The organism is Peribacillus muralis (genome assembly GCF_001439925.1).
Lineage (GTDB): Bacteria > Bacillota > Bacilli > Bacillales > DSM-1321 > Peribacillus > Peribacillus muralis.
The window spans coordinates 65,906-88,194 of sequence record NZ_LMBV01000010.1 but is presented as its reverse complement, the minus strand read 5'-3'; the positions used below and the strand labels follow the sequence as shown (position 1 = coordinate 88,194).

24 protein-coding genes are annotated in these 22,289 nt (G+C 40.1%); 12 read left to right on the top strand and 12 right to left on the bottom strand.

The features are described from left to right. Window positions 1-194: 194 nt before the first annotated feature. The 9 genes from ASU00_RS14065 to ASU00_RS14025 all read left to right on the top strand — a co-directional run bounded on the left by ASU00_RS14065 (window position 195) and on the right by ASU00_RS14025 (window position 9,142). Window positions 195-1,184, top strand: coding sequence for a LacI family DNA-binding transcriptional regulator (locus ASU00_RS14065; RefSeq protein ID WP_057914105.1), 990 nt, complete (start codon window positions 195-197; stop codon window positions 1,182-1,184). Beyond that, window positions 1,181-2,065 (top strand): ribokinase, encoded by an 885-nt coding sequence (rbsK, locus tag ASU00_RS14060; RefSeq protein ID WP_057914104.1) that lies wholly within the window; start codon window positions 1,181-1,183, stop codon window positions 2,063-2,065. Before ASU00_RS14065 ends, rbsK begins: the two co-directional genes overlap by 4 nt. Further along, a complete protein-coding gene (rbsD, locus tag ASU00_RS14055) occupies window positions 2,062-2,454 on the top strand; it encodes a D-ribose pyranase (RefSeq protein WP_057914103.1) in 393 nt (130 codons plus the stop codon). Before rbsK ends, rbsD begins: the two co-directional genes overlap by 4 nt. Before the next feature lie 18 nt (window positions 2,455-2,472). Continuing rightward, entirely contained in the window at window positions 2,473-3,954 is a 1,482-nt protein-coding gene (locus ASU00_RS14050) for a sugar ABC transporter ATP-binding protein (RefSeq protein ID WP_057914102.1), read from the top strand. 1 nt (window position 3,955) lies between these two features. After that, complete coding sequence (locus tag ASU00_RS14045; RefSeq protein WP_057914101.1) at window positions 3,956-4,900, top strand: ABC transporter permease; 945 nt, start codon at window positions 3,956-3,958, stop codon at window positions 4,898-4,900. A 15-nt stretch (window positions 4,901-4,915) separates the two neighbouring features. Beyond that, a complete protein-coding gene (gene rbsB, locus ASU00_RS14040; protein WP_057914100.1) occupies window positions 4,916-5,836 on the top strand; it encodes a ribose ABC transporter substrate-binding protein RbsB in 921 nt (306 codons plus the stop codon). 407 nt (window positions 5,837-6,243) lie between these two features. Continuing rightward, window positions 6,244-7,236, top strand: a complete 993-nt coding sequence (locus ASU00_RS14035; RefSeq protein ID WP_236712736.1) for a PTS transporter subunit IIC — start codon at window positions 6,244-6,246, stop codon at window positions 7,234-7,236. 110 nt (window positions 7,237-7,346) lie between these two features. Next, window positions 7,347-8,546, top strand: coding sequence for a class I SAM-dependent rRNA methyltransferase (locus ASU00_RS14030; RefSeq protein ID WP_057914098.1), 1,200 nt, complete (start codon window positions 7,347-7,349; stop codon window positions 8,544-8,546). Next, entirely contained in the window at window positions 8,543-9,142 is a 600-nt protein-coding gene (locus ASU00_RS14025) for a class I SAM-dependent methyltransferase (protein ID WP_236712732.1), read from the top strand. The genes ASU00_RS14030 and ASU00_RS14025 overlap by 4 nt, the downstream gene beginning before the upstream one ends. Before the next feature lie 296 nt (window positions 9,143-9,438). Here the strand turns inward: ASU00_RS14025 and ASU00_RS14020 are convergent, their stop codons facing one another. The 7 genes from ASU00_RS14020 to ASU00_RS13985 all read right to left on the bottom strand — a co-directional run bounded on the left by ASU00_RS14020 (window position 9,439) and on the right by ASU00_RS13985 (window position 14,707). Beyond that, complete coding sequence (locus tag ASU00_RS14020) at window positions 9,439-9,822, bottom strand: lysoplasmalogenase family protein (protein ID WP_236712735.1); 384 nt, start codon at window positions 9,820-9,822, stop codon at window positions 9,439-9,441. 501 nt (window positions 9,823-10,323) lie between these two features. Then, window positions 10,324-10,908 carry an ATP-binding cassette domain-containing protein gene (locus tag ASU00_RS14010; RefSeq protein WP_057914095.1) on the bottom strand — a complete coding sequence of 195 codons (585 nt, stop codon included), beginning with the start codon at window positions 10,906-10,908 and terminating at the stop codon, window positions 10,324-10,326. Between the two features lie 489 nt (window positions 10,909-11,397). After that, window positions 11,398-12,405, bottom strand: a complete 1,008-nt coding sequence (locus tag ASU00_RS14000; RefSeq protein WP_057914093.1) for a hypothetical protein — start codon at window positions 12,403-12,405, stop codon at window positions 11,398-11,400. 81 nt (window positions 12,406-12,486) lie between these two features. Further along, the gene (locus ASU00_RS13995; RefSeq protein ID WP_057914092.1) at window positions 12,487-12,768 is read right to left on the bottom strand and encodes an uberolysin/carnocyclin family circular bacteriocin; all 282 of its coding nucleotides are present in this window, start codon (window positions 12,766-12,768) and stop codon (window positions 12,487-12,489) included. Window positions 12,769-12,995: 227 nt separating this feature from the next. Beyond that, window positions 12,996-13,229: a lysoplasmalogenase family protein gene (locus ASU00_RS26940; protein ID WP_082630323.1), complete on the bottom strand. Its 234-nt coding sequence runs from the start codon at window positions 13,227-13,229 to the stop codon at window positions 12,996-12,998. Next, entirely contained in the window at window positions 13,147-13,350 is a 204-nt protein-coding gene (locus ASU00_RS25680; RefSeq protein WP_057914091.1) for a hypothetical protein, read from the bottom strand. The genes ASU00_RS26940 and ASU00_RS25680 overlap by 83 nt, the downstream gene beginning before the upstream one ends. A gap of 88 nt (window positions 13,351-13,438) precedes the next feature. Next, window positions 13,439-14,707, bottom strand: coding sequence for a dicarboxylate/amino acid:cation symporter (locus ASU00_RS13985; protein WP_057914090.1), 1,269 nt, complete (start codon window positions 14,705-14,707; stop codon window positions 13,439-13,441). Between the two features lie 167 nt (window positions 14,708-14,874). Between ASU00_RS13985 and ASU00_RS13980 the strand changes: the two genes are divergently transcribed. Further along, the gene (locus ASU00_RS13980; RefSeq protein ID WP_057914089.1) at window positions 14,875-15,711 is read left to right on the top strand and encodes an alpha/beta fold hydrolase; all 837 of its coding nucleotides are present in this window, start codon (window positions 14,875-14,877) and stop codon (window positions 15,709-15,711) included. Between the two features lie 87 nt (window positions 15,712-15,798). Here ASU00_RS13980 and ASU00_RS13975 read toward each other — a convergent pair whose 3' ends face one another. The 3 genes from ASU00_RS13975 to ASU00_RS25780 form a co-directional block, all read right to left on the bottom strand. Next, entirely contained in the window at window positions 15,799-16,761 is a 963-nt protein-coding gene (locus tag ASU00_RS13975) for a class F sortase (protein ID WP_057914088.1), read from the bottom strand. Between the two features lie 98 nt (window positions 16,762-16,859). Beyond that, entirely contained in the window at window positions 16,860-18,206 is a 1,347-nt protein-coding gene (locus ASU00_RS13970; RefSeq protein ID WP_057914087.1) for a hypothetical protein, read from the bottom strand. Between the two features lie 220 nt (window positions 18,207-18,426). After that, window positions 18,427-18,564, bottom strand: a complete 138-nt coding sequence (locus ASU00_RS25780) for a hypothetical protein (protein WP_169792913.1) — start codon at window positions 18,562-18,564, stop codon at window positions 18,427-18,429. A gap of 409 nt (window positions 18,565-18,973) precedes the next feature. Between ASU00_RS25780 and ASU00_RS13965 the strand changes: the two genes are divergently transcribed. Together ASU00_RS13965 and ASU00_RS13960 are read left to right on the top strand one after the other, a co-directional pair. Then, complete coding sequence (locus ASU00_RS13965) at window positions 18,974-19,729, top strand: threonine/serine exporter family protein (protein WP_057914155.1); 756 nt, start codon at window positions 18,974-18,976, stop codon at window positions 19,727-19,729. Window positions 19,730-19,748: 19 nt separating this feature from the next. Beyond that, on the top strand, window positions 19,749-20,195 hold the full coding sequence (locus tag ASU00_RS13960) for a threonine/serine exporter family protein (protein WP_057914086.1): 447 nt from the start codon (window positions 19,749-19,751) through the stop codon (window positions 20,193-20,195). A 66-nt stretch (window positions 20,196-20,261) separates the two neighbouring features. Here ASU00_RS13960 and ASU00_RS13955 read toward each other — a convergent pair whose 3' ends face one another. Further along, window positions 20,262-21,800: a solute symporter family protein gene (locus ASU00_RS13955; protein WP_057914085.1), complete on the bottom strand. Its 1,539-nt coding sequence runs from the start codon at window positions 21,798-21,800 to the stop codon at window positions 20,262-20,264. A gap of 13 nt (window positions 21,801-21,813) precedes the next feature. After that, window positions 21,814-22,152 (bottom strand): DUF485 domain-containing protein, encoded by a 339-nt coding sequence (locus tag ASU00_RS13950; RefSeq protein WP_057914084.1) that lies wholly within the window; start codon window positions 22,150-22,152, stop codon window positions 21,814-21,816. Window positions 22,153-22,289: the final 137 nt, after the last annotated feature.

The window sequence follows — 22,289 nt, the reverse complement described above, 5'->3', positions numbered from 1 at the left end:
AAGCGTTCACGTCTCCAAAAATGTAGTGGAAAGCAACGGTCTAAGTACAAATCGTCAACAAAAAATTTATCATCGAGTATGTCATGTCATTTGGTCTCGATTACCTAAAAGTTATCTTTACAATAAAGCTTGCCGTTCCGATAAAATAGTGATAAGATTTATGTAAACGGTTACACAATATTATTGAGGTGGAAATGGTGGCAACTATTCGGGAGGTTGCGAAGGAAGCAGGAGTTTCCGTAGCAACGGTTTCTAGAGTCATGAATGGCAGCGGCTATGCACATGAAGACACTAAAAAGGTCGTCATGGCGGCTGTTGAAAAACTGAATTATAAACCGAATGAAGTGGCAAGGTCCCTTTATAATCGTAAATCCAAATTGGTTGGCTTGATCTTACCGGACATCACGAATCCTTTCTTCCCAGAAATGGCGAGGGGTGTCGAGGATTATTTGCAGCAATTTGGATATCGGCTGATCTTCGGGAATAGCGATGAGAAGAGAGAGAAGGAAATAGAATATATCGATACTTTTCTACAGAATAATGTAGTGGGCATGATTGCTTCGACAAGTGAAGAAGCCAATGAAAATTTTGATAATCTCGAAATTCCAGTCGTTCTTCTAGATCGGACGGGAGAGAAATTGCCAGCCGTGTATTCCGACCAAAAGACGGGCGGCAGGCTGGCAGCACGGGTATTGCTAGATAGGGGCAGTACAAATATCGTTTTGATTAGAGGACCAGTGGAAATAAAGCCTGTTTATGAACGGTATATGGCCGCATTGGAGGAGCTGACACAAGCGAAGGTGAATGTGCAGGTGATGGACTCATCCTTGACCCTTCAAGGCGGACAAATTTGTGCGCGACAGCTGTTCGAGCAATATCCAAACACGGATGGAATCATCGCTTGTAATGATATTGTGGCAGCTGCTGCCCTTCAAGAAATCTTGAAGCGGGGAATCCGGATTCCGGAGGATATTCAATTGATCGGCTATGATGATATCGCCTTCACGCAGTTATTGCATCCGCCGTTATCGACAATTCGCCAGCCAGCCTATGAGATGGGTGCACAAGCTGCGGAAATGCTAATCAGGAAAATCAATCAGGAAAAAATTGCAGAAACACATAAGAAGCTACCTGTTTCTTTTGTGGAAAGACAAACAACGAGAAGAAAGGTGGAAAAGCCGTGATTAAAATTGCAGTAGTGGGGAGTTCCTCGATGGATTTAGTGGTGACATCAGCTAAGCGCCCAAAAGCAGGAGAAACAGTTTTAGGAGATTCCTTCATCACGGTCCCAGGTGGAAAAGGAGCCAATCAGGCAGTGGCAGCAGCTCGCCTTGGTGCAGATGTAACAATGATTGGCTGTGTAGGAGATGATTTTTATGGAGAAGTCATTTTAGAAAACCTGAAAAAAAATGGCGTAAATACGGACTATGTGGAACCGGTTACAGGTTCAACGTCCGGTACGGCACATATCATCCTTTCTGAAGGTGATAACAGCATTATTGTCGTTAAAGGGGCAAATGATTTCATTACTCCCGATTATGTCCAAAAGGCTCAAAAGGCGATTGAGGAAGCGGATATCGTCATGGTTCAGCAGGAAATACCCGAGGAAACGGTCGAATATGTGGCTGAGTTGTGCAAAACACTCCAAAAAAGATTGCTTTTGAACCCAGCTCCCGCCCGAAAGCTAAGCGAGGCTGTCATTCAACAGGCAGCATTCCTGACGCCCAATGAACATGAATTCGAAATCCTTTTCGATGGGAGAGATCGAACGAAGGCTCTGACTGAGTATCCCAATAAATTATTCATTACAGAAGGAAAAAACGGTGTCCGCTATTTCGACGGACATGAAGAAAAGATTGTTCCGAGCTTTGTAGTTGAAGCAGTGGATACGACAGGTGCAGGTGATACATTCAACGCTGCCTTCGCAGTGGCCGTTGCAGAAGGGAAAAGCTATGACGAATGTTTGATATTCGCGAACCGGGCAGCTTCCATTTCCGTGACGAAGCTAGGCGCCCAAGGAGGCATGCCGCATAGGGCGGAAGTGGAAAGGGGCCTTGAAGGATGAAACGTCAAGGCATCATCAATAGTTCAATAGCCAAGGTCCTTGTCGACCTTGGTCATACCGATTATATAGTTGTAGGTGACGCCGGGCTGCCGGTGCCGCCGGGGGTCATCAAGATAGACTTAGCACTGACACCAGGGACCCCGTCGTTTCAAGCTGTCGTCGGTGCCGTATACGATGATATGGTCATTGAAAAGGTCATCGCCGCCACTGAGGTGAAAGAGAAAAATCCAGATCAGCATCAATATATGGATCAGCAATTCGGCGAAGCAATTGAATATGTTTCACACGAGGATTTCAAGAAGCTGACAGCTAAAGCGAAAGCGATCATCCGAACCGGGGAGACGACGCCGTATTCAAATTGCATTTTGCAGTCTGGAGTATTCTTTTAAAGAAAGAGGTGAAGAGCGATGCAAATCGAAATGCAGAATATATATAAGGCATTCGGTCAAAACAAGGTATTGGAAGGTGTTCACTTTTCGTTAGAGGCTGGTGAGGTACATGCACTCATGGGGGAAAATGGAGCGGGTAAATCAACCTTGATGAACATTTTGACTGGTCTTCATAAGCACGATCAAGGAACGATTGTAATCAACGGCAATGAAATCTCATTCAAGGATTCAAAGGAAGCAGAAGAGGCGGGGATGGCATTTATCCGTCAGGAATTGAATATATGGCCGGAAATGACCGTGCTGGAAAACCTATTTATCGGCAAGGAAATGGTAAATGGCTTTGGCGTCTTGAAAATGAAGCAAATGAAAGCGCGTGCAAAAGAAGTGTTTAAAACACTTAATATTTCCCTTCCCTTTGATAAGGAAGCCGGACTTTGTTCCGTAGGGGAACAGCAAATGATTGAGATTGCCAAGGCACTTATGACGGAGGCAGAAGTCATCATCATGGACGAACCGACCGCAGCGTTAACCGATAGGGAAATCGAAAAGCTCTTTGAAGTGATGAAGGACCTTACAAAAAAGGGAGTATCACTTGTATATATCTCGCACCGGATGGAAGAAATATTCGCCATATGTGACAGGATCACCGTTATGCGTGACGGTAAAACGGTTGATACGAAAAAAATCGTCGAGACGAATTTCGATGAGGTGGTGCAAAAAATGGTCGGGCGGGAGCTGGAGGATCGGTTCCCTCACCGTGAAGCGAAGCTTGGCGATGTAGTCCTTGATGTAAAAGGATTAATGAAAAAAGGGATGTTTGAGGATATTAATTTCTCAGTTCGGCAAGGCGAGATTGTGGGTGTAGCCGGATTGATGGGAGCAGGCAGAACAGAAATCGTGCGCGCCCTTTTCGGTGTCGATCAAATAGATCGCGGTGAGATTACCGTGGAAGGCAAGAGGGTTTCCATACGAAAACCCTCGGATGCGGTACGGAACGGCCTGGCTTTCATTACGGAAAACCGTAAAGAAGAGGGGCTGATCCTCGACTTTTCCGTAAGGGAAAATATCGGGTTGCCGAATTTAAAAAGCTTTGCTCCAAGCGGGCTCGTAAAAACGGGGGATGAGAGAAATTTTGCAGATATGATGATCAAACGACTTCACGTGAAGACATCTTCTGCTGAGACGATCATCGGCACCCTATCCGGAGGCAACCAGCAAAAAGTGGTCATCGCAAAATGGATCGGCACCTCCCCAAAGGTATTAATTATGGATGAGCCTACGAGAGGCATCGATGTTGGAGCAAAACGGGAAATTTATGAATTGATGAATGAATTGACGGAACGGGGGATCGCCATCATCATGGTTTCGTCGGAGCTTCCGGAAATCGTTGGTATGAGCGATAGGATCCTTGTGGTACACGAAGGTGAAATTGCTGGGGAATTGTTAAAGCAGGAAGCGACACAAGAAAAAATTATGGCATTGGCGACAGGGGGGAACTAGGATGAAACTTGAGACTACAGGAAAAAGCGGGATCTGGCAAAAATTCGGTCCGTTACTCGCCTTGGTTCTATTATTTATCGTAATAACCGTTTTAAATCCATCATTCATGGAACCGAACAATATTTTGAATTTATTGCGTCAAACCTCCATCAATGCACTTATTGCATTCGGGATGACCTTCATCATCCTGACAGGCGGCATCGACTTGTCAGTCGGTTCCATTCTGGCACTATCCAGTGCGCTTATGGCTGGCATGATGGTCTCGGGAATGGACCCGATCCTTGCTATATTGGTAGGGGTCCTGCTTGGGACAATAATGGGTGTAATCAATGGAATTCTCGTATCAAAAGGAAAAATGGCGCCCTTCATCGTTACTCTGGCTACGATGACGATTTTCCGTGGATTGACGCTCGTTTATACGGATGGGAAGCCAATAACGGGAATTGGTGATTCGGTCACGTTCCAAATGCTTGGACGGGGTTACTTCCTGGGCTTGCCAGTACCGGCGGTCGTGATGGTCATCGCCTTCTTCATCCTTTGGTTCCTATTGCATAAAACATCGTTTGGCCGCAAAACTTATGCCATTGGCGGAAATGAAAAGGCTTCACGCATTTCCGGAATTAAAGTTGACCGCGTGAAGGTGGCCATTTATGGGCTGGCAGGTACGATGGCAGCCATTGCCGGTGCGATATTGACCTCGCGTCTGAACTCGGCACAGCCAACGGCAGGGCAATCCTATGAAATGGATGCCATCGCAGCCGTGGTGCTAGGCGGAACGAGCCTTTCAGGCGGTAAAGGCCGATTGTTCGGCACGCTCGTGGGCGTCTTGATCATCGGCACCTTGAATAACGGAATGAATTTACTTGGTGTATCCTCTTTCTACCAACAAGTGGTAAAAGGTGCAGTTATATTAATCGCGGTCTTACTTGACCGTAAAAAATCATAAGCAGAGGTGTAATATATGAAAAAAATCGTATCGATCATCATGATTCTTTCTTTAATGGTCTTAGCTGCCTGCTCAATGGATTCGGGTCTGAAAGAAAATAAAAAAGAAAAGAAAGACTCTGTAAAAGGCGTCAAAATCGGCGTCAGCATTTCAACGTTAAACAATCCATTCTTCGTTTCATTAAAGGATGGCATTGAAAAAGAAGCAAAAGCAAAAGGCATGAAAGTTACAGTTGTAGATGCCCAGGATGATACAGCTAAACAAACTAGCGGAATTGAAGATTTAATCCTGCAAAAGGTGGATGTTCTTCTTGTGAATCCAACAGACTCTGCCGCGATATCCTCAGCCGTTAAAGATGCAAATGATGCGGGCATTCCCGTCATTACGATTGACCGCTCAGCCGACGAAGGCGATATCGAAACGTTCATCGCCTCAGACAATGTCGCTGGTGGTGAAATAGCTGCGGAATATTTAGTTAAGGAGCTTGGCGAAAAAGCAAAGGTAGTGGAGCTTGAAGGTGTATCTGGAGCGTCTGCCACTCGTGAACGCGGAAAAGGCTTCCACAATCTTGCGGACAAGCAATTGGATGTTCTGACAAGCCAGACGGCAGAATTCGACCGCACAAAAGGTCTTAACGTCATGGAAAATATCCTGCAAGGAAATAAAGACATCCAAGCGGTATTCGCACATAATGATGAAATGGCTTTAGGTGCCATTGAAGCGATCAAGGCAGCCGGCAAAGACATCATCGTGGTTGGTTTCGATGGCAATGATGATGCATTGAAGGCAGTCGAGAGCGGAGAACTAAAAGCTACAATTGCCCAGCAGCCGGCCCTGATTGGTGAAGAGGCGGTTAATGCGGCTGAAAAGGTGTTGAAAGGTGACAAAGTGGAGGAAACCATCTCCGTTCCACTGAAATTGGTCACGAAAGAATAAAAAGCAAATACTGAGAGTGCCGGAGCTGTTCCCGGCATTCTTTTTTTATGGATTAGGGTCTAGGAATCATATTGTGTTGGTGACTTAAGAGGGTGACGAATAGTTCGTGTATATTACATTCCTTAACCACCGGAAGACAGAACGAATATACTGAAATAATACAATTTTGCATATTAATTGTATAAAACCCTATTAAAATCACACTTTTTGTAAGCGTTTTTATTTTATTAGTATATAAATACGACTTACATTATCAGAAAATTCATGTTATTATACCAACAGGCATCAGGTCCGCTTAGTGATTTTTCATATGGACAGGGATTTTTTTGTTTTATTACTAGTGATAATTCTGATAGATAATGAGGAGTGGAAATATATTGAGCAGGAAAGCATACATCACGGATCGAATGTACAAGGCTTCAACAGGAATAGCTAACGCAGTTCTAGTTACGTTAGGAATTGGGTTATTGTTTGAATCCATAGGAGGGTATTTGGATTGGGAGGTGTTCCTTGCAATAGGCGGAGCAGCGAAGGTCTTGCTTGCACCGGCGCTAGGGGCTGGAATCGCATATCAGCTTGGCGGGAATTCCTTGATCATCTTTAGCGCCATGGCCTCGAGTGCCGTTGGCGGTGCTGCGATTCACAGAACGGCCGAGGGAGCCTTCACGATCGTTACGGGGCAGCCATTAAGTGCCGTCCTGGCAGCAGTCATTGCAACTTATGTAGGTAAGCGCCTAATCGGCAAAATAAAGTTGGATATCATGGCGATTCCGTTAGGTGCCGTTCTTGTCGGTGGAGTATCGGGATATGGACTTGCTCTTGTAACCACACCATTCCTAACCTGGTTAAGCGGTCAAATCACCGCTGCCGTTGGAGGATCGCCTTTAATCGGCTCCATGGTCATTGCCTTGGTTTGGAGCGTTTTATTGATGACCCCAGCGTCATCCGCGGCCCTTGCGATTGCCTTACAATTAGATCCCGTCTCTAGTGCGGCAGCTTTAATCGGATGTACCGTTCAGTTTGTCGGGTTCACTGTGATGTCTTATAAAGATAATGACATGGGCGGGTTCCTTGCCCAGATGGTCGTTACGCCAAAGGTTCAATTTCCTAATTTAATCAAAAATCCTTTATATGTCGTTCCGCCTTTTGTTGCGGCCATCATTTGTGCTCCCATCGCTACTTTGGCATTTGATTTCCAAGTACCGTATGAGCTTGGAGGCATGGGATTAAGCTCAATGATTGCCCCGATTGCCATCATTACTGGTCAAGGGCTGTACACGTTCTTGGTTTATGTAGCAGTTGGCATGGTCTTGCCAGCAGTGATCACCCTTGCCCTGCATCGAGTATTGAAAATCATGGGTAAAGTGAAGCCGGGCGACCTGCATTTAGAAGTATCATAATCAAAGATTTTCGTGAAGCCAGCCTGGTGAAGCAATCAGGCTGGTTTTTATTTATAAAGCAATTAGGGTAAAATGGTGAGATAAGCATTAACATAGATAGGATGATATAGATGGGAAAAGAACTAAATATTAAAGTGAAGACTAAATTCGCAAGCAAAATCAGCAAGGGCTTTCCCTTAGTTATTAAAGAGTCGATCGCCAACTCTCATGTCCTTCAGGAAGAAGGATCAATAATGCGCTTGGTCGATGAAAATAACCGTTTTCTAGCAAAAGGGTATTATGGGAAACAAAACAAAGGCTATGGCTGGGTATTGACCAAAAGCGAGAATGAAACAATCGATCAAACCTTCTTTAATGGAAAAATCCGCGCCGCCGTAGAATTTCGCAAGAACTACTTTGAAAATCCCGAGACGACTGCTTTTCGCTTGTTTAATGGGGAAGGCGATGGGGTCGGCGGTTTAATCATCGATCATTATGATGGTCACTATGTCATTAGCTGGTATAGCAAAGGGATTTATTCGTTTAAGGACACCATTATCAAGGCATTGCAGGATACGGTCGAGGTCAAATCGATTTATCAAAAGAAACGCTTTGATACGAAGGGTCAATATGTCGATGAAGACGATTTCGTCATGGGTGAACAACCAGCATTTCCGCTTCTCGTAAAAGAAAATGGTGTGCAGTTCGCTGTTTATTTGAACGATGGCGCCATGGTCGGTGTTTTCCTCGATCAGCGTGATGTCAGACGGAAAATCCGCGATGAATATGCAAAAGGGAAAACGGTATTGAATATGTTCTCTTACACTGGAGCCTTTTCCGTATTTGCTGCGTTAGGCGGTGCCGTAAAAACAACGAGTGTCGATTTGGCAAATCGCAGTTTACCGAAGACAATTGAACAGTTCAGTGTGAACGGAATAGATCCTGAAACGCAGAACATAGTCGTGATGGACGTATTCAAGTATTTTAAATATGCAGTGAAGAAAGCGTTGAAATTTGATATGGTCATTCTCGATCCACCGAGCTTTGCCAAATCGAAGAAGTTTACTTTCAGTGCTGGAAAAGACTATACGAATCTATTGAAGGATACCATTGCCATTACGGAAGACAATGGGGTCATTATCGCATCAACGAACTGCAGCACGTTTGACATGAAAAAGTTCAAGAGCTTCATTGATGCAGCCTTCAGGGAAATGAACGGGAAGTACGAGATTATCGAGGAATTTTCTTTACCAACCGATTTTAAAACAGTTTCGGAATATAAGGAAGGCAATTATTTAAAGGTGGTCTTCATTAAGAAAATCAAGGGTTGAAAAATTTCAATGAAATGAAGAGAGAAGGTAATCATATAATTCCGTTAGTATATGACCAAATTAATGGCTGGGGAAAAGATGATGAGTTTTTCTTAGAACTTTTAAAAAAATTAAACTGTAAAGAACTAGCTGATTTAGGCTGCGGAACAGGTAGACTGACAACCCATTTTTCACGAGCAGGCTATCAAATTACAGCGATTGACCCAAATGATGAAGCGATTGAACAGGCAAGAATTAAGAACGGTGCAGACAAAGTTACTTGGATTGTTGGAGATAGCTCGAATTTACAAACCAGCGCCTATGATGTAGTTATTATGACTGCGAATGTCGCACAAGTATTTCTTACAGATGAAAGTTGGGAACAAGTCATTTCAGATGCTTATCGCGCATTAAAACCTGGAGGACATTTTATTTTTGATACGCGCAACCCATTAGCACAAGTATGGGAACAATGGGAAAAAGACTCTACGCCTGATGTGGCCATGCATCCAGTGACTCGTGAGCGCCTTGAAATTTGGACAGAAATGATGGCTTTGTTGAAGACATTTATACATTTCATGAAAGTGTTAAAAATCCTCAAACGACTGAAGTATTAATTTCTCAAAAAATGCGATTAAAGTTTCGGCCACGAGAAGCGATTTATGATTCATTAAAGAATATAGGTTTTTCACAAATCCGAGTTTATGGTGATTGGGTCTTTCAAGAAGCGACTTCAGAAACGAAATCATTTATTTTTCATGTTTTGAAATAACATAAGTCATTAAAAACAACCATCTATCTAATAAGTCGATAGATGGTTATTGTTTTTAAGGGAAAAACCAAATTTAATACAAATAGAGCTGTGACTGCCTTTTTTATTGTTTCATGTGGAACTAAAACCAGCATCATTGTTTCATTGGATAGGAGTGTCATTTTTCAGATCGTTCGCCAACCCGAAGGAAGGCACGCTGCGAATGCTATCAGCGACGAAAAACTGGGATGCATAATAGGTAAGCATGATCAGTGGACCGGAAAAGGCAATAACGTCGATGAATTTGTTCCAAGCTAAGATGGAGTCGGAAATCACAAACAGGATTCCGCCAGTGATCACGGTGGCATTTCCACTCATAATGGCCGTCCAGCCCATGAGGGAGATGACCGTCACATAACCGATTACAGGAATGATGAGGCCAGTTTCACCTGTATCAATCAAGGACAGGACGATTTCACGGCCTATCACTGTCGAGTAAACGGCAATCGGCACAATCGTTGCGAATCGAAGCCAGGAAAAGGAGATATAACCTAGTAAATTATAATGAATTAGTAAAAATATAAAGAAATAATTTCTGGGATACCATTAACATTCCATTTGCCAATAGTATTCCAAAATTAAAAAGAAATATATCTTTCAATCTTAAATTTAATAATATCGAAAACAAAATTGAAAATATAAAAGGCGTTATATATTTATAATCTTGTAAAGTGAAAAATAAATTTTTATCGAATAACAGTAAAACATACAAACATAAGAACAGGATTTCATTGACTAAGAAAATTGAATTTAGGACTTTTCCTTGATTTTCTTCATAGTCTAATTTATATGATGTGAAGTGAGTTAGAATAAAATTAAATAATATATTTATAAAAATTATTAAAATTAACATTACAAAAAAGAATGCGAATATAGAAACTATAAAAGTAGTTAAATTCCATTCAAAATCAAATAAATCTTTTATTTCAAATAAAATTAGGATATGTATAGCGAATAATGCAATGAAATTTATAGAAAAACTGGTTTTCATAGATTTATCCTCTCGAAGTCAACATTATCTAATAAGTGTTCCTTATGATTAATAATTAATAAAAAAGAATTCAGACTTATTATTTTATTTCTTAATAAATTACAAGTATCCATATCTAAATGTTCAAAGGGTTCATCCATAAATAAATAGTCCCACTGAAAATCTGTAAAAAGTGGGGATATTATAATTTTTTGTATAGTTCCCTTTGATAAATCTTTACATAAAGTTTGTTTATTGCTTTCTAATTCCAATTTCACAATTAATTTCTTAATGCTATTATGACCTAGATTCATGTTTAACATTTTATTTAAATAAAATGTTAAAAAGTCTTCCAAAGACATATAAGGTTCATAAAACGGAGTAGATGGAATAAATAAGGTTTTCTTTTTATTGTAATTCAATACACATGATCCATTTTTAACCTTTAATATACCTAATATAATTTTTAGTAAAGTTGTTTTCCCAGTTCCATTTTTCCCTTTTAGCCAATATTTAGTTCTATCATTCAAGAATAAAGTGTAATTTTCTAATAAAAATTCGTTTTCTTTATAAAAAAAGTCAATATTTTTTAACTCAATCAAAAAAGAAACTCCCTTCTAATACTTCTATTATTGCACTGAAAAAAAGCAACAAAATTGATAATAATATTAAATAGAAATAGTTTTTATTGTATCCTTCACAAGACTTATAAAAAAAAACATTAAATAATGCCCAAGATAAATATAACCATATAGACATAACGTAAAATTCTATGAAAAAATGTGGTAAAAATAAGAAGATTAAATCACTAGCAGAATGATTTAGCATAAAGACCTTTATAGAGCTAACTGTAATAAAAACATCTAATAAAAATTTGCCGGCACCAATAACTGGTATAAGGTAAAAGAATATTGCCATAAAATTATTTTTGAAAATAATTAATACATTGAAAAAAAATGTATTTTGATGTCCGTAGGGAACTACATTAGTATCCTCTTTATCCACCTCTAAAATAAGAAAAAAAGAAAGGAAGATAATTATGTTTAAGATAAATAATAAATTAATTTTTTTTATTAGCTTTTTAATAAAAATCACCTAAAATAAAAAATATTGATTGCGATAAAAACAAAGAATACCTCCATAAAAATAAAATACATAACATAGTTTTTCTTTCCTTTATAAGACTCATTAATGACAATTTTGTAAGTTAGAAATAATAAGATAAAAAAACTAACAATTGAATTTAAAATATATATACCGATATTTTTATATGCTAAATCGTTAAAAAGTAAAAAAAGAACAATTAAAAAACACATACTAAAATATATAGGCCAAGTTTTCCTATATATTATTGAATTTTTATAATGTTTTAAAATTGAAGTTTTTAAATATTTATGCATGAAAAATAACTGTCTATAATTTAGATTTAAAAAAATTAACTCTGAATATATAAAAAGATTCGCAACAAAAATAAATAAAGGGATATTAATTATTAAATAAACTGGAATCCTTTTTAAAATTGAAAAGTCTATAGATATTAATAAAAGTATGGTTGAAAAAACTACTAATAATAACATCAATTTCAATCTTTCAATGTCGAAAGAGTACTTAGTTGAATATTTAAGGTGAAAAGTATTAATAATTATAAAAAGCACGGTTGAAATGATTGATATTAAAAAACTTTTTAAAGAAATAAAAGAGAAAATAAAGCTTTCAAGAATAAATAATTCAACAATAAGTATTAGAAATAAGATAAAAAACTTCTCTTTTAAATAATAAAAAATAAATAAATATTTATTACCATAAAATTTAAAAACTTCATTGTTTAAAACAGATAAAAGGTTCTTGTTACCACTAAGAATGGATAATATTGAAATAAGATATAATAAATTTATTTCTATTGAAAAGATTGATAAATTTAAAGTTGTAAATAACACTATTAGTTGTTCAGGAAAAACAATAAAAATAATGAACAAAAAAAATAGAAGTACAAACATAATATATTTAAAAAAAATTTTATTAATTGGAGATCCTATTAATAAGCTGTCAAAAACAGCATTAATCTCTTCCTTTTTGAGTTTTAATATAGCTTTTATCATACCTGTTATCCCTAATTCTCCTTCATTTTATAAAACCTAGAAAAAACATACTATTAGTAAGTATGTTTTTTCTCTTTTAATTTACCAAGTCGTAGCGTAGCCTTTACCATACTTAGAGATAACTTTTTTTGCAGTTATGACTAATGCTGTTGATATAACCCCATATCCAACAATGATAGAAGCTAGGCTTACAATTGTTGCTATAGTACTGTAGGTATCAATCACTGTAATTATTTTTCCAGCAACAGCTGTAGAAATACCTAAATTAGCTGCTAAATATGGAAAAGATACAGTTAAAAACGATAATGCCAAAATCATCCCTGTAACATAAAATAAAGAACTTTTGTTTAAAGTTAAATTCATGGTAAAATTCACCTCCCGTTTCAATTTGAGTATATCAGAAAAAAACCGCATTACAATAGACCTACTAAACGTTACAATATACCCATAAATTATTTTAATTATTATAGTGCTAGAACTTTATTACTAATAATCAATTATTTGATGGCACAACAAATTAGTCTTCTCCTCCGTATAGTTATTATTTACGAGTAAACCAATTACGAGTTAAAAATACTTAGTGTCTCTAACTACTCCTCCAACTTATATAGCGGTTTTAATAATGGACATGAAGAGTCGTTAAAGTTTGAACTGGTAAAAGGTATTACGCTTAAATAATAGAAAAGATGTCCGATCAAGAATGCGGAGAGGCCGATAAGAAACCAAATTAACAAACCATCTTCAAGTATGCAAATGAATAGTCCAAGAAGTATCGCAATTTGGTATCGATTCCTTTTCTCTCCTGTTTTGCTGGCGTAAAGCAAAAATCAATAGCATCGGAATCACTTTACAGATGATTTTCATAAGCAATGGCTCTTCCGGTATGACGAACATATAGGCTAGTCCCGTAATAAGGATGGCCACAAGCAACCATTTCAATAGCATCGGAATCCCTCCTTCACTGCTATATGCATCGGGAAGGAACTCCTTGCCCCTAAAAAAAAGACGCCTGGTTAACCAGGCGTCTTTTCAATCAAACGGCGGAATCTTCTTTAACAAATGCTTGCTTTAACCAGTTCTTGCCCTCGACGAGTCGGGTGACAAGCATGGCACAAACCGTGTTTCCTGTTGAGTTAAGCAGTGTAGCAGGTGCATCGATTATCGTGGATATTACAGCAATGATCGGCAACACTTCAACCGGGAATCCGAATACGCTCAGAATCAACATTTCCCCGATCATCCCTCCTCCAGGAATGGCACCCATGACAGCACCAACCAAAAAGGCAACGGCAAGAATGCTCAATATGCTTGAAATGCTGGTCATATCCTTACCGAATAAGGTGAATAGGAAAACGATTTTCATTATCCCGCCAAATACGGACCCATCTTTATGAGTGTTGGCCCCGAGTGGGATGACAGTTTCCGCGATATCCTTTGGTACGCCCATTTTCTTGACTGATTCCAGGTTGACTGGAATGGACGCGGCACTGGAACAAGTTGCGATGGCTGTAACGGAGGGTGCCAGGGCATTTTTCCAAAAAAGTTTAACGCCTTCTTTCCCTCCTGCGATAAACGCATACAACGTGAAGAAGCCGAAATAATAAATCAAGGCTAAGACGAGATAAAGAATGAAGGTACGGGCATAGCCTTCTAAAATCTGCGGCCCGAGCTGCCCGATGATCGTCGCAAAATAAGCGCCAAGTCCAATTGGTGCATAGTACATGACGATCTTCACGACCTTCATCATCACAGCTGTACCAGCTGTCAAAAATTCAGTGATCGGTCTAGCCTTCTCGCCGACCAACGCTGTTGAAAGTCCAATTAATACCGAGAAAACGATAAGCTGGAGCATATTGCTCCTAGAGAACAGCTCTGGAAAATCGGACACGGTTACTGTGTTGACGAGTTGACTGAAGAAAGAAACTTCTTCAATCTTTTCCTCAGAGGAACTGTTTTCCATCAATTCTTTGATGGCTGTCGTATCTGTACCCTCCAAAGGATTGATGATGGTTGTCCCAATAAATCCAATGATGGCAGCCAAAGCGGCAGTTGTCAGGAAAACGACAACAATACTGCCCATGATCTTGCCAAGACGATTCATTCCGCTCATATTTGCAATCGCGGAAGCAATGCTGAAAAACACTAACGGCACGATGATCGTGAACATCAGGTTTAGAAATAAGTCCCCTAGCGGCTGTATGACCGAGGTTTTCTCACCGAAAACGACACCCGCTATTCCGCCGATAATAATGGCTGTGAGAAGGATTAAAGAGGATCGATAGTTTTTGAAAAAGCTCTTCATGAAAAATTCCGTCCTTTCAGGCTGAAGATGTCAATAAAAATATACTTCATTATCAACTCTAAAAAGCGGTTTGACAATATTTTTTTATAGGAAGGTCTGTTAATAGCTGAAACGAAATAAATAATAATAGGGAATGCATTATAGAAAAAACGTTCGGGAGGGGTACAATGGCACTATTTGAGGTTGAAGAAGGAGTCCGGTTGTATTATGAAGAAGAGGGTCAAGGGAGACCAATTATTTTTATTCATGGAGTGTGGATGAGCAGCCGATTCTTTGCAAAGCAACTACCGTACTTTTCAAGGAAATATAAAACGATTCTACTTGATTTAAGAAGCCACGGCAGATCAAATCATGTTCATCATGGCAATACGGTTTCGGTTTATGCAAAAGATCTTCATGCGTTCATTAGTAAACGGGGACTAAAGGATGTTATACTCGTAGGCTGGTCGATGGGAGCTTTTATCGTCTGGGATTATCTCAAGCAATTTGGCGAGGGAAATGTTCATAGCACGGTTATCGTTGATGAATTGGCCTCTGATTTTAAATGGCCCGATTTTGACATAGGTGCATTTGATATTGGCACATTAATAGCCTTCATGACAGAGATTCAAACGAATCGCACCCCTTTTTTACGAACGTTCCTATCCTCCATGTTTAAAAATGAATTATCCGAGGAGGATGTAAACTGGATGCTCGAGGAAGTAACTAAAATGCCTGAATCGATTGCCAGCAGCATCTTATTCGACCAATCGATCGTTGATTATCGTGAATTCCTGCCCAATATTACTGTTCCCACCCTTCTCTGTTTTGGAAGGGAAGAAAAAGTCATTCCGGTAGCTGCCGGGGAGCATTTGCATGATAACATCACGGATTCGCAACTCGTGATCTTCGAAAATAGCTGCCATTGTCCTTTCCTGGAAGAAAGCGATTTGTTTAATAAAACCGTAAATGACTTTATTCAAAAGGAAACAGATGACGGTATGGAGGGCGCGAAAAACCCTTAAAATAAGCGCTGATCACAAAATTAAAAGGATCGGTCCGGTGCAATGCCGGACTCGATCCTTGAAGGCAGTAAGTGCAGATTCATTTTATCATTTAGCCATGCTGGACGGAGCTGATTCTAGGCCATATTCATCAACTGCTGTCACATAGTAGTGAGCATTGGAGCTGTTTTTATCTACATAGCTCTTACGCTCATACTCTGATATGCTGCCAATATGCGTGAATGTCCTGCCAGGCACTTTTTTGTATATTCGGTAACCAATGATGTTTCCTTCACGTACGGCGTGCCATGTTAACAAATTTCCGCTTATTTTTACATTCGTTGGTGTAACTGGAAGCTTAGCTTCATCTTCAAGCTGCATCGCTTCTTCTGCTTTTAACTCTGTATATACGACCAATCTTTCTTGATGCGTGCCTTTTGATCGGTCGAAGGTACCCGTGCAAGTAATTAAATTCAAATGGCGCCCTTTGCTATATCCGAAGATTTCGTTAAGAGGGGCTTTGTCTCGTGGATAGCTTTGCTTCTTTTTGACCACAAACGTGAGTGTTGTTCCTTGTTTGTCTTTAATCGTAATTTCATCGCCTTTTTCGAGGTCTTTTAAATGATAAAAAATGGCCGGTCCTGACTTACTATCTACATGCCCTGCCAATACGGCATTTCCTTTCGTCCCTGGTTTTGAACCAGGTTCAAACCAAGCGACACCGTCTTCAGTCGAAGGGGCAGCCATTTGACCGGTTTCCAATAAACCGACTTGCTCAATTGAAGCATTCACATCAATGGAAGGAATGGTTACATTTGTTGGGATAATGCCAGTGAATTTTTTATTGAGCGGTTTCTTTTCCGTCTTATGCTCCTTCAATACCGTAAATTCTTCTGCAAGTGTGATACGACTTTTTAAATTTTCCTTTTGTGTTTGTTTCTCTTTAACTTGTTTCAAATCCTGTTCTTTCGTTTCTGATGCTTGAACCATTAATTGTTTCACATAAATCGTTCCACTTACTAAAATAATGGCTATTAAGATAAAACAAGCGAAATGAATTAGCTTATTCATATCATTACCTCATTTCAATCACTCAATTTGAAAAAAAAAGAGAGGGAATACTCTCTTTTTTTTCATTAATCTATAGGGTAAGGAAGGTTTGATCTTTCTTATTTAGACAGCTGTCTTTTACGTACGACCACTACTGCCATTAACGCGGCTAATGAACCTAACGCAGTCCAAATGATTGTTAATGGGTTCGTTGTTTGTTCGGATGCACCGCCCATACCTGTTTTAGGCATATCGGTTGGCATTGCTGTTCCGGCAAACTTGTCTGGGTTTTGCTTTACAATGGCATCACCAAGCGCTTGGCCGACACCAAACATTAATTTGTATCCTTCACGGTATGTGTCATAGCTTCCAGCATAATCGCCTTCCACATATTGTTCAAACGTTTTGATCACTGTATCTTCATGTGCTTTAACTGCATCTTGAGCTGCCTTCGTTGGCAGATTCTCTTCTGTTGCACCACCTAAGAATGTACCAAACTCTTGTGCAAACTTATGGAGTTTTTCCTTTGCTGCTTGTTCGCCTTCTTTATCATCCTTTATTTGTGCACTTACGAATTCAGCTTGTGCATTGATGTGATCACCTTGCCAAATTTTTTCAAATTGGGCTGCACCTTCTTCACCATATACGGAACCGATCGCTGCTTTGAAATCAGCTGTATTCGCATTTTCAGACCATCCGATATAGTCATAGTCCTTAGCACCCTCGAAGCCCTTTTGCATGCCCATTGTTGCTAAAGCAAAGTGTTCAGCTGCTAGACTATTCAATGTAGAACGTAAATCAGCAGCCGGTGTATCCGCTTTTGTATTTTCAAATTTATCCGGCATTTGCGTTACAATGGAAGTGGATAGTGCTTTACTGATGGCAAACATATGTTGGAAGCCTTCACGATATGTTTTTGCAGCACCTTCATAATCGCCTTCTACGTAGTCTTCAAATGTCTCTTTTACTTGGTCTTCATGCGTGCGAAGTGCTTCTTTTGCAGCAGCTTCAGGTAGTTTACCTTCAGTCGCCGTACTTAAGAATTTCGCAAATTCATTTACAAATTGTTCAACCTCTTTATCAACTTCAGCCATCGCAGCTTGGTCATTATCCTTTGTAGCTTTCACAAAATCATCTGTATAGTTGTTATGCTCCCTGAAAATTCTCTCAAACTCAGCAGCGCCTTTTTCTCCATAAATGGATGCAATGGCCGGTTCCATATCAACCGCATTTTGATCCAATGCCTTGAATGCTTCGTCTGCGTTTTCAGATCCGTCGTAAGCCGTTGTCATTGCTGCTACTGCTAATGTGAAGTGTTCGGATAATAAGTAGTCCAAGTCAGATCGTAAATCGGCTGCCGGTGTAACGGCTGTTGGCTTCATTTCAGCAGCACTTACATTTGCCATCGTCGGCATTAGTAGTGAAGCACCCAATACAGGAATAATAAATTTTTTACTGAATCTCATTTTATCCACTCTCCTCTTTTATCATGTTTTTTACTCCGTTTTTCTTTACACCTAATAAACGGAGAGAGGGATGGGTTTGGATCACTATTATTAAAAAGAATTTTTTTTTTTGTTTTCATAGGGTAGGTAACGGTGTTTTCCAACGGTTATAGATAGAAGAAAAGGGCATTCAGTACGATACGCTAACGCAATATTGGAGGATCTGTTAATGAAAGAGCCATTATTTCTGATTTCTAATTTCTTCTAAAACTTCTATTATACGATTGTTTTGTTTTTCTATATTCTTTAATCTTTTTTCAATGATATTTGAAGAAAAAAATACGATAAGTATTAGAGCTATCCCAACTAGTAATTCCATATTTCCCTCCTTTGAAATCGGAGCTGAAAATTAGCACCTGCTTTCATATGCTTATTATTACTGAATAAAAAAATAATAATGGTAATATCGTTCCTATCAAATGTCTTGTTAAACAAGTCTACTTAATTAATATTTTACCACAATTAACCAAACGGCTGCTTCGTTAGTATATTGGTGCTGTCGAATGGCTTGTCTAAGCTACAACCATTTAATTGGTTTCAGCAAGCAATAAGGGGAATACTGGAACGAAGGACAATCGTCTTCATGTAAGTCATGATGTGAAAAGCATATGGAAAACATTTTTATATCCTTTTCACGGGAATTGGGCTATTATGAGGTGGATTTAGCGGGTAATTTCGTGATTCTTAAGATGAGAGTACCTCATACGGAAAGTGATGGAGAGGATAAAATGGATGATCAGATACAATACAATGAAATTATAGATGTATGTTTGCTTGCGGGTAAAATCATGCTTTCAAATGGAGCGGAAACATCAAGGGTTGAAGATACGATGGTCAGGATTGCTGCGGCGTTCGGATGCGGGGACTCACACAGCTTTTCGACCCCTACGGGAATTATTTTTTCGCTCGATGGCATGCACCCAGCCTCTAAATTGATCCGGGTTTCCCACCGATCTACTGACTTACATAAGGTAACCCTTGTGAACAGTATATCCCGGAGCATTTCGAGCAAGGAAATGACGCCAGCGGAGGCTTTTTCACGCTTAAAGCAAATTGAAAGGGCTGGAATGGGTTATCCGCTATGGGGACAAATCTTTGCCGCTTTTATAGCGAGCGGTTGTTTTTTGATCATGTTCCAGGGACAGTGGACTGACTTCATTTGGTCCTGTATAGCTGGAGGCATGGGCTTTTCCTGTCTGCTTTATTTACATAGGCTATTGGAAGTTCGTTTTTTTGCTGAATTCATTGCTTCTTTAGTGGTAGGCTTGGCCGCCATTTTCTTTGTCCATATTGGCGTAGGAAGTCATTTGGACACGATCATCATTGGTGCGGTGATGCCGCTTGTTCCAGGACTGTTAATTACGAATGCAGCCAGGGATCTCATTGCAGGTCATTTAGTTTCGGGTCTTTCCAAGGGAGCGGATGCAGGGTTGACTGCTTTAGCCATTGGCGCAGGAATATCGGCTGCCTTTGTTTTCTTATGATTGAAGGGGAGGAAGAAGGATGTTAGCACAGCTTATAACAAGTTTCATTGCCTCTGCCGCCTTTGGGATCATCTTCAATGTACCGAAAAGTTCATTGTTTCAATGTGGTCTAGTAGGCATGATAGGATGGATCGTATATTATCTCTTGGTTGAAAACGATATAAACAGCATCATGGCGACGATGGCCTCTGCCTTTATCGTAGCGGTCATCAGCCAGTATTTTGCTAAAAGGTTTAAAACGCCGATCACCATATTCAATGTATCGGGCATCATCCCCCTCGTACCGGGCGGTTTATCATATAATGCAATGAAGCATTTTGTCGTGAATGACTTTTATGTAGCGGTTCAAATGGCGGCTAAGGTTTTCATGCTGGCTGGTGCCATTGCGATGGGCTTGATCTTTGCGGAAGTAATGAACCAGCTGGTACTCAAGTACAATAGAAGAAAGATAAGAATGAGAGGTTAGATAAACAAAAGAGAAAGGAGATCAGGAGGTGAGTCCTGGATCTCCTTTCTCTTTTTTGATTTACACTTATAAAGAATCTTTCATGCCGGTGTTGGCCGTCACCAAAATTTCGTCATATTTTTTGGCATCGGCTTTCTTGCTGGACAGCAATGTTCCGGCGATGGCGGCGATAAAACCGATTGGAATCGAGACGATGCCTGGATTGGCAAGCGGGAATAATGGCTCTCCGACGAATATGGCCGCTCCCTCTATCGGTGACCACACATTGGGGCTTAGGAAAACAAGAATTAAAGAGCTGGCCAGCCCGACAATCATCCCGGTGACAGCCCCAGCGGTGTTAAAGCGTTTCCAGAACACCGTGAAGATGATGATGGGCAGATTGGCACTGGCAGCGACTGCAAAGGCAAGGGAGACAAGGAATGCGACATTCATGTTTTGGGCAAATAAGGCAAGGATGATGGAAAGAATCGATACCCCGATTGATGCCCAACGAGCCGCAACGATTTGTTCTTTGTCAGTGGCCTGGCCTTTGCGGATGATATGGCCATAAAAGTCATGGGCAAAGGCAGATGCTGCCGATAGAACAAGACCTGCGACAACAGCCAGTATGGTAGCGAAGGCAACTGCAGACACAAAGGCGAATAGGAAGTCACCGCCAAGGGCTTCGGCAAGCAGCGGGGCGGCCATATTGCCCGCAGCATTCGCAGCTATGATTTTGTCATACCCAACAAAGGCAGCCGCTCCAAATCCAAGGAAAATGGTCATGATATAAAAGATGCCGATGATCCAAGTGGCATATACGACGGACTTTCTCGCTGTAATGGCGTCTTTAACCGTAAAGAAACGGATGAGAATGTGAGGAAGTCCAGCTGTACCGAGTACAAGTGCTAAATTAAGGGATAAAGTATCCAAAGGATCCTTGAATTTATTACCCGGATTGAGGAAATCCCCGCCTAAAGGAGTGGCTGTTTTCATCTGCTTGAACATCTCGATCACGCTAAAGTCGAATTTCGCCAAAACGATGAAGGAGATGATGAAGGTTCCCGCCATCAATAAAACGGCCTTAACGATCTGGACCCAGCTGGTGGCCGTCATACCGCCAAAAACGACGTAGACGGTCATTAAAACACCAACAATGATGACGGAGTATAGATAATCAATTCCAAGTAAGAGTTTTATAAGGGCACCTGCACCGACTAGTTGGGCAATCATATAAAAGGTTGAAATGGAAATGGTGTTAAGGGCAGCAACCCCGCGTACTTTCTTTTCATTGAAACGGGCGGCGATCATATCCGCCAATGTATACTTGCCAAGGTTACGCAGCGGTTCGGCCACGATATAAAGAACGACCAGATAAGCGACAAGAAACCCTATGCTGTAAAAAAAACCATCAAATCCAGAGAGTGCGACCATCCCGGCAATCCCGAGAAAGGATGCGGCAGACATATAATCACCCGCAATCGCCCAGCCATTCTGCCAACCAGTCAGGGAGCTGTCGGCCGTATAAAAGTCAGCTGTCGTCTTAGTGCGCCTAGAAGCAAAAAAGGTAATCACCAATGTTAATCCGACAATGATTAAAAATAATATAAAAGCAAGTACATTCATTGTAAATTCACCTTTATCCTTTCGCTTCTTTAACGATTTTTTCAACTAATAGATCAAAGCGTGCCGCTTTCCTGGAATAAAGAATACATAAGGTCCAGGTCATGATAAATTGTGCAAAGGCAAAAACCCATGCCCAACTGATGTTCCCAAAAGCATAAGAGTTAAGAACTTTTGAATAGGAAGTAAGGATAGGTAAAGTGAAATAAAAGACCATGAAAAAGATCGATAACGGGACGATGAAATTACGTTTTTTCCTCAGGAGCTCTTGAAATGATTGGGTTTGGACGATTTTGGTGTAGTCTGTGGAAGCGTCTACTTCGGTTTCCTTAGCAATTGAATCGTTTGCTGCCAAGTTGGTTCCCCCTTCATCAACACTAATTTAGTTTACATTCCTATTTTTACCATAACAATCTCAGTATACATTTTTCAGAATATATTGTAAATTATAAATCCTTTAACAATCCACTTTTCGTTCGACATCAAATGGTC

Bases quoted from the DNA above. Each gene is read 5' to 3' on its own strand.
- ASU00_RS14065 (WP_057914105.1), top strand. From the start codon at position 195: ATGGTGGCAACTATTCGGGAGGTTGCGAAGGAAGCAGGAGTTTCCGTA.
- rbsD (WP_057914103.1), top strand. From the start codon at position 2,062: ATGAAACGTCAAGGCATCATCAATAGTTCAATAGCCAAGGTCCTTGTC.
- ASU00_RS14050 (WP_057914102.1), top strand. From the start codon at position 2,473: ATGCAAATCGAAATGCAGAATATATATAAGGCATTCGGTCAAAACAAG.
- ASU00_RS14045 (WP_057914101.1), top strand. From the start codon at position 3,956: ATGAAACTTGAGACTACAGGAAAAAGCGGGATCTGGCAAAAATTCGGT.
- rbsB (WP_057914100.1), top strand. From the start codon at position 4,916: ATGAAAAAAATCGTATCGATCATCATGATTCTTTCTTTAATGGTCTTA.
- ASU00_RS14035 (WP_236712736.1), top strand. From the start codon at position 6,244: ATGTACAAGGCTTCAACAGGAATAGCTAACGCAGTTCTAGTTACGTTA.
- ASU00_RS14030 (WP_057914098.1), top strand. From the start codon at position 7,347: ATGGGAAAAGAACTAAATATTAAAGTGAAGACTAAATTCGCAAGCAAA.
- ASU00_RS14000 (WP_057914093.1), bottom strand. From the start codon at position 12,405: ATGATAAAAGCTATATTAAAACTCAAAAAGGAAGAGATTAATGCTGTT.
- ASU00_RS13995 (WP_057914092.1), bottom strand. From the start codon at position 12,768: ATGAATTTAACTTTAAACAAAAGTTCTTTATTTTATGTTACAGGGATG.
- ASU00_RS25680 (WP_057914091.1), bottom strand. From the start codon at position 13,350: ATGCTATTGAAATGGTTGCTTGTGGCCATCCTTATTACGGGACTAGCC.
- ASU00_RS13985 (WP_057914090.1), bottom strand. From the start codon at position 14,707: ATGAAGAGCTTTTTCAAAAACTATCGATCCTCTTTAATCCTTCTCACA.
- ASU00_RS13980 (WP_057914089.1), top strand. From the start codon at position 14,875: ATGGCACTATTTGAGGTTGAAGAAGGAGTCCGGTTGTATTATGAAGAA.
- ASU00_RS13975 (WP_057914088.1), bottom strand. From the start codon at position 16,761: ATGAATAAGCTAATTCATTTCGCTTGTTTTATCTTAATAGCCATTATT.
- ASU00_RS13970 (WP_057914087.1), bottom strand. From the start codon at position 18,206: ATGAGATTCAGTAAAAAATTTATTATTCCTGTATTGGGTGCTTCACTA.
- ASU00_RS25780 (WP_169792913.1), bottom strand. From the start codon at position 18,564: ATGGAATTACTAGTTGGGATAGCTCTAATACTTATCGTATTTTTTTCT.
- ASU00_RS13965 (WP_057914155.1), top strand. From the start codon at position 18,974: ATGGATGATCAGATACAATACAATGAAATTATAGATGTATGTTTGCTT.
- ASU00_RS13960 (WP_057914086.1), top strand. From the start codon at position 19,749: ATGTTAGCACAGCTTATAACAAGTTTCATTGCCTCTGCCGCCTTTGGG.
- ASU00_RS13955 (WP_057914085.1), bottom strand. From the start codon at position 21,800: ATGAATGTACTTGCTTTTATATTATTTTTAATCATTGTCGGATTAACA.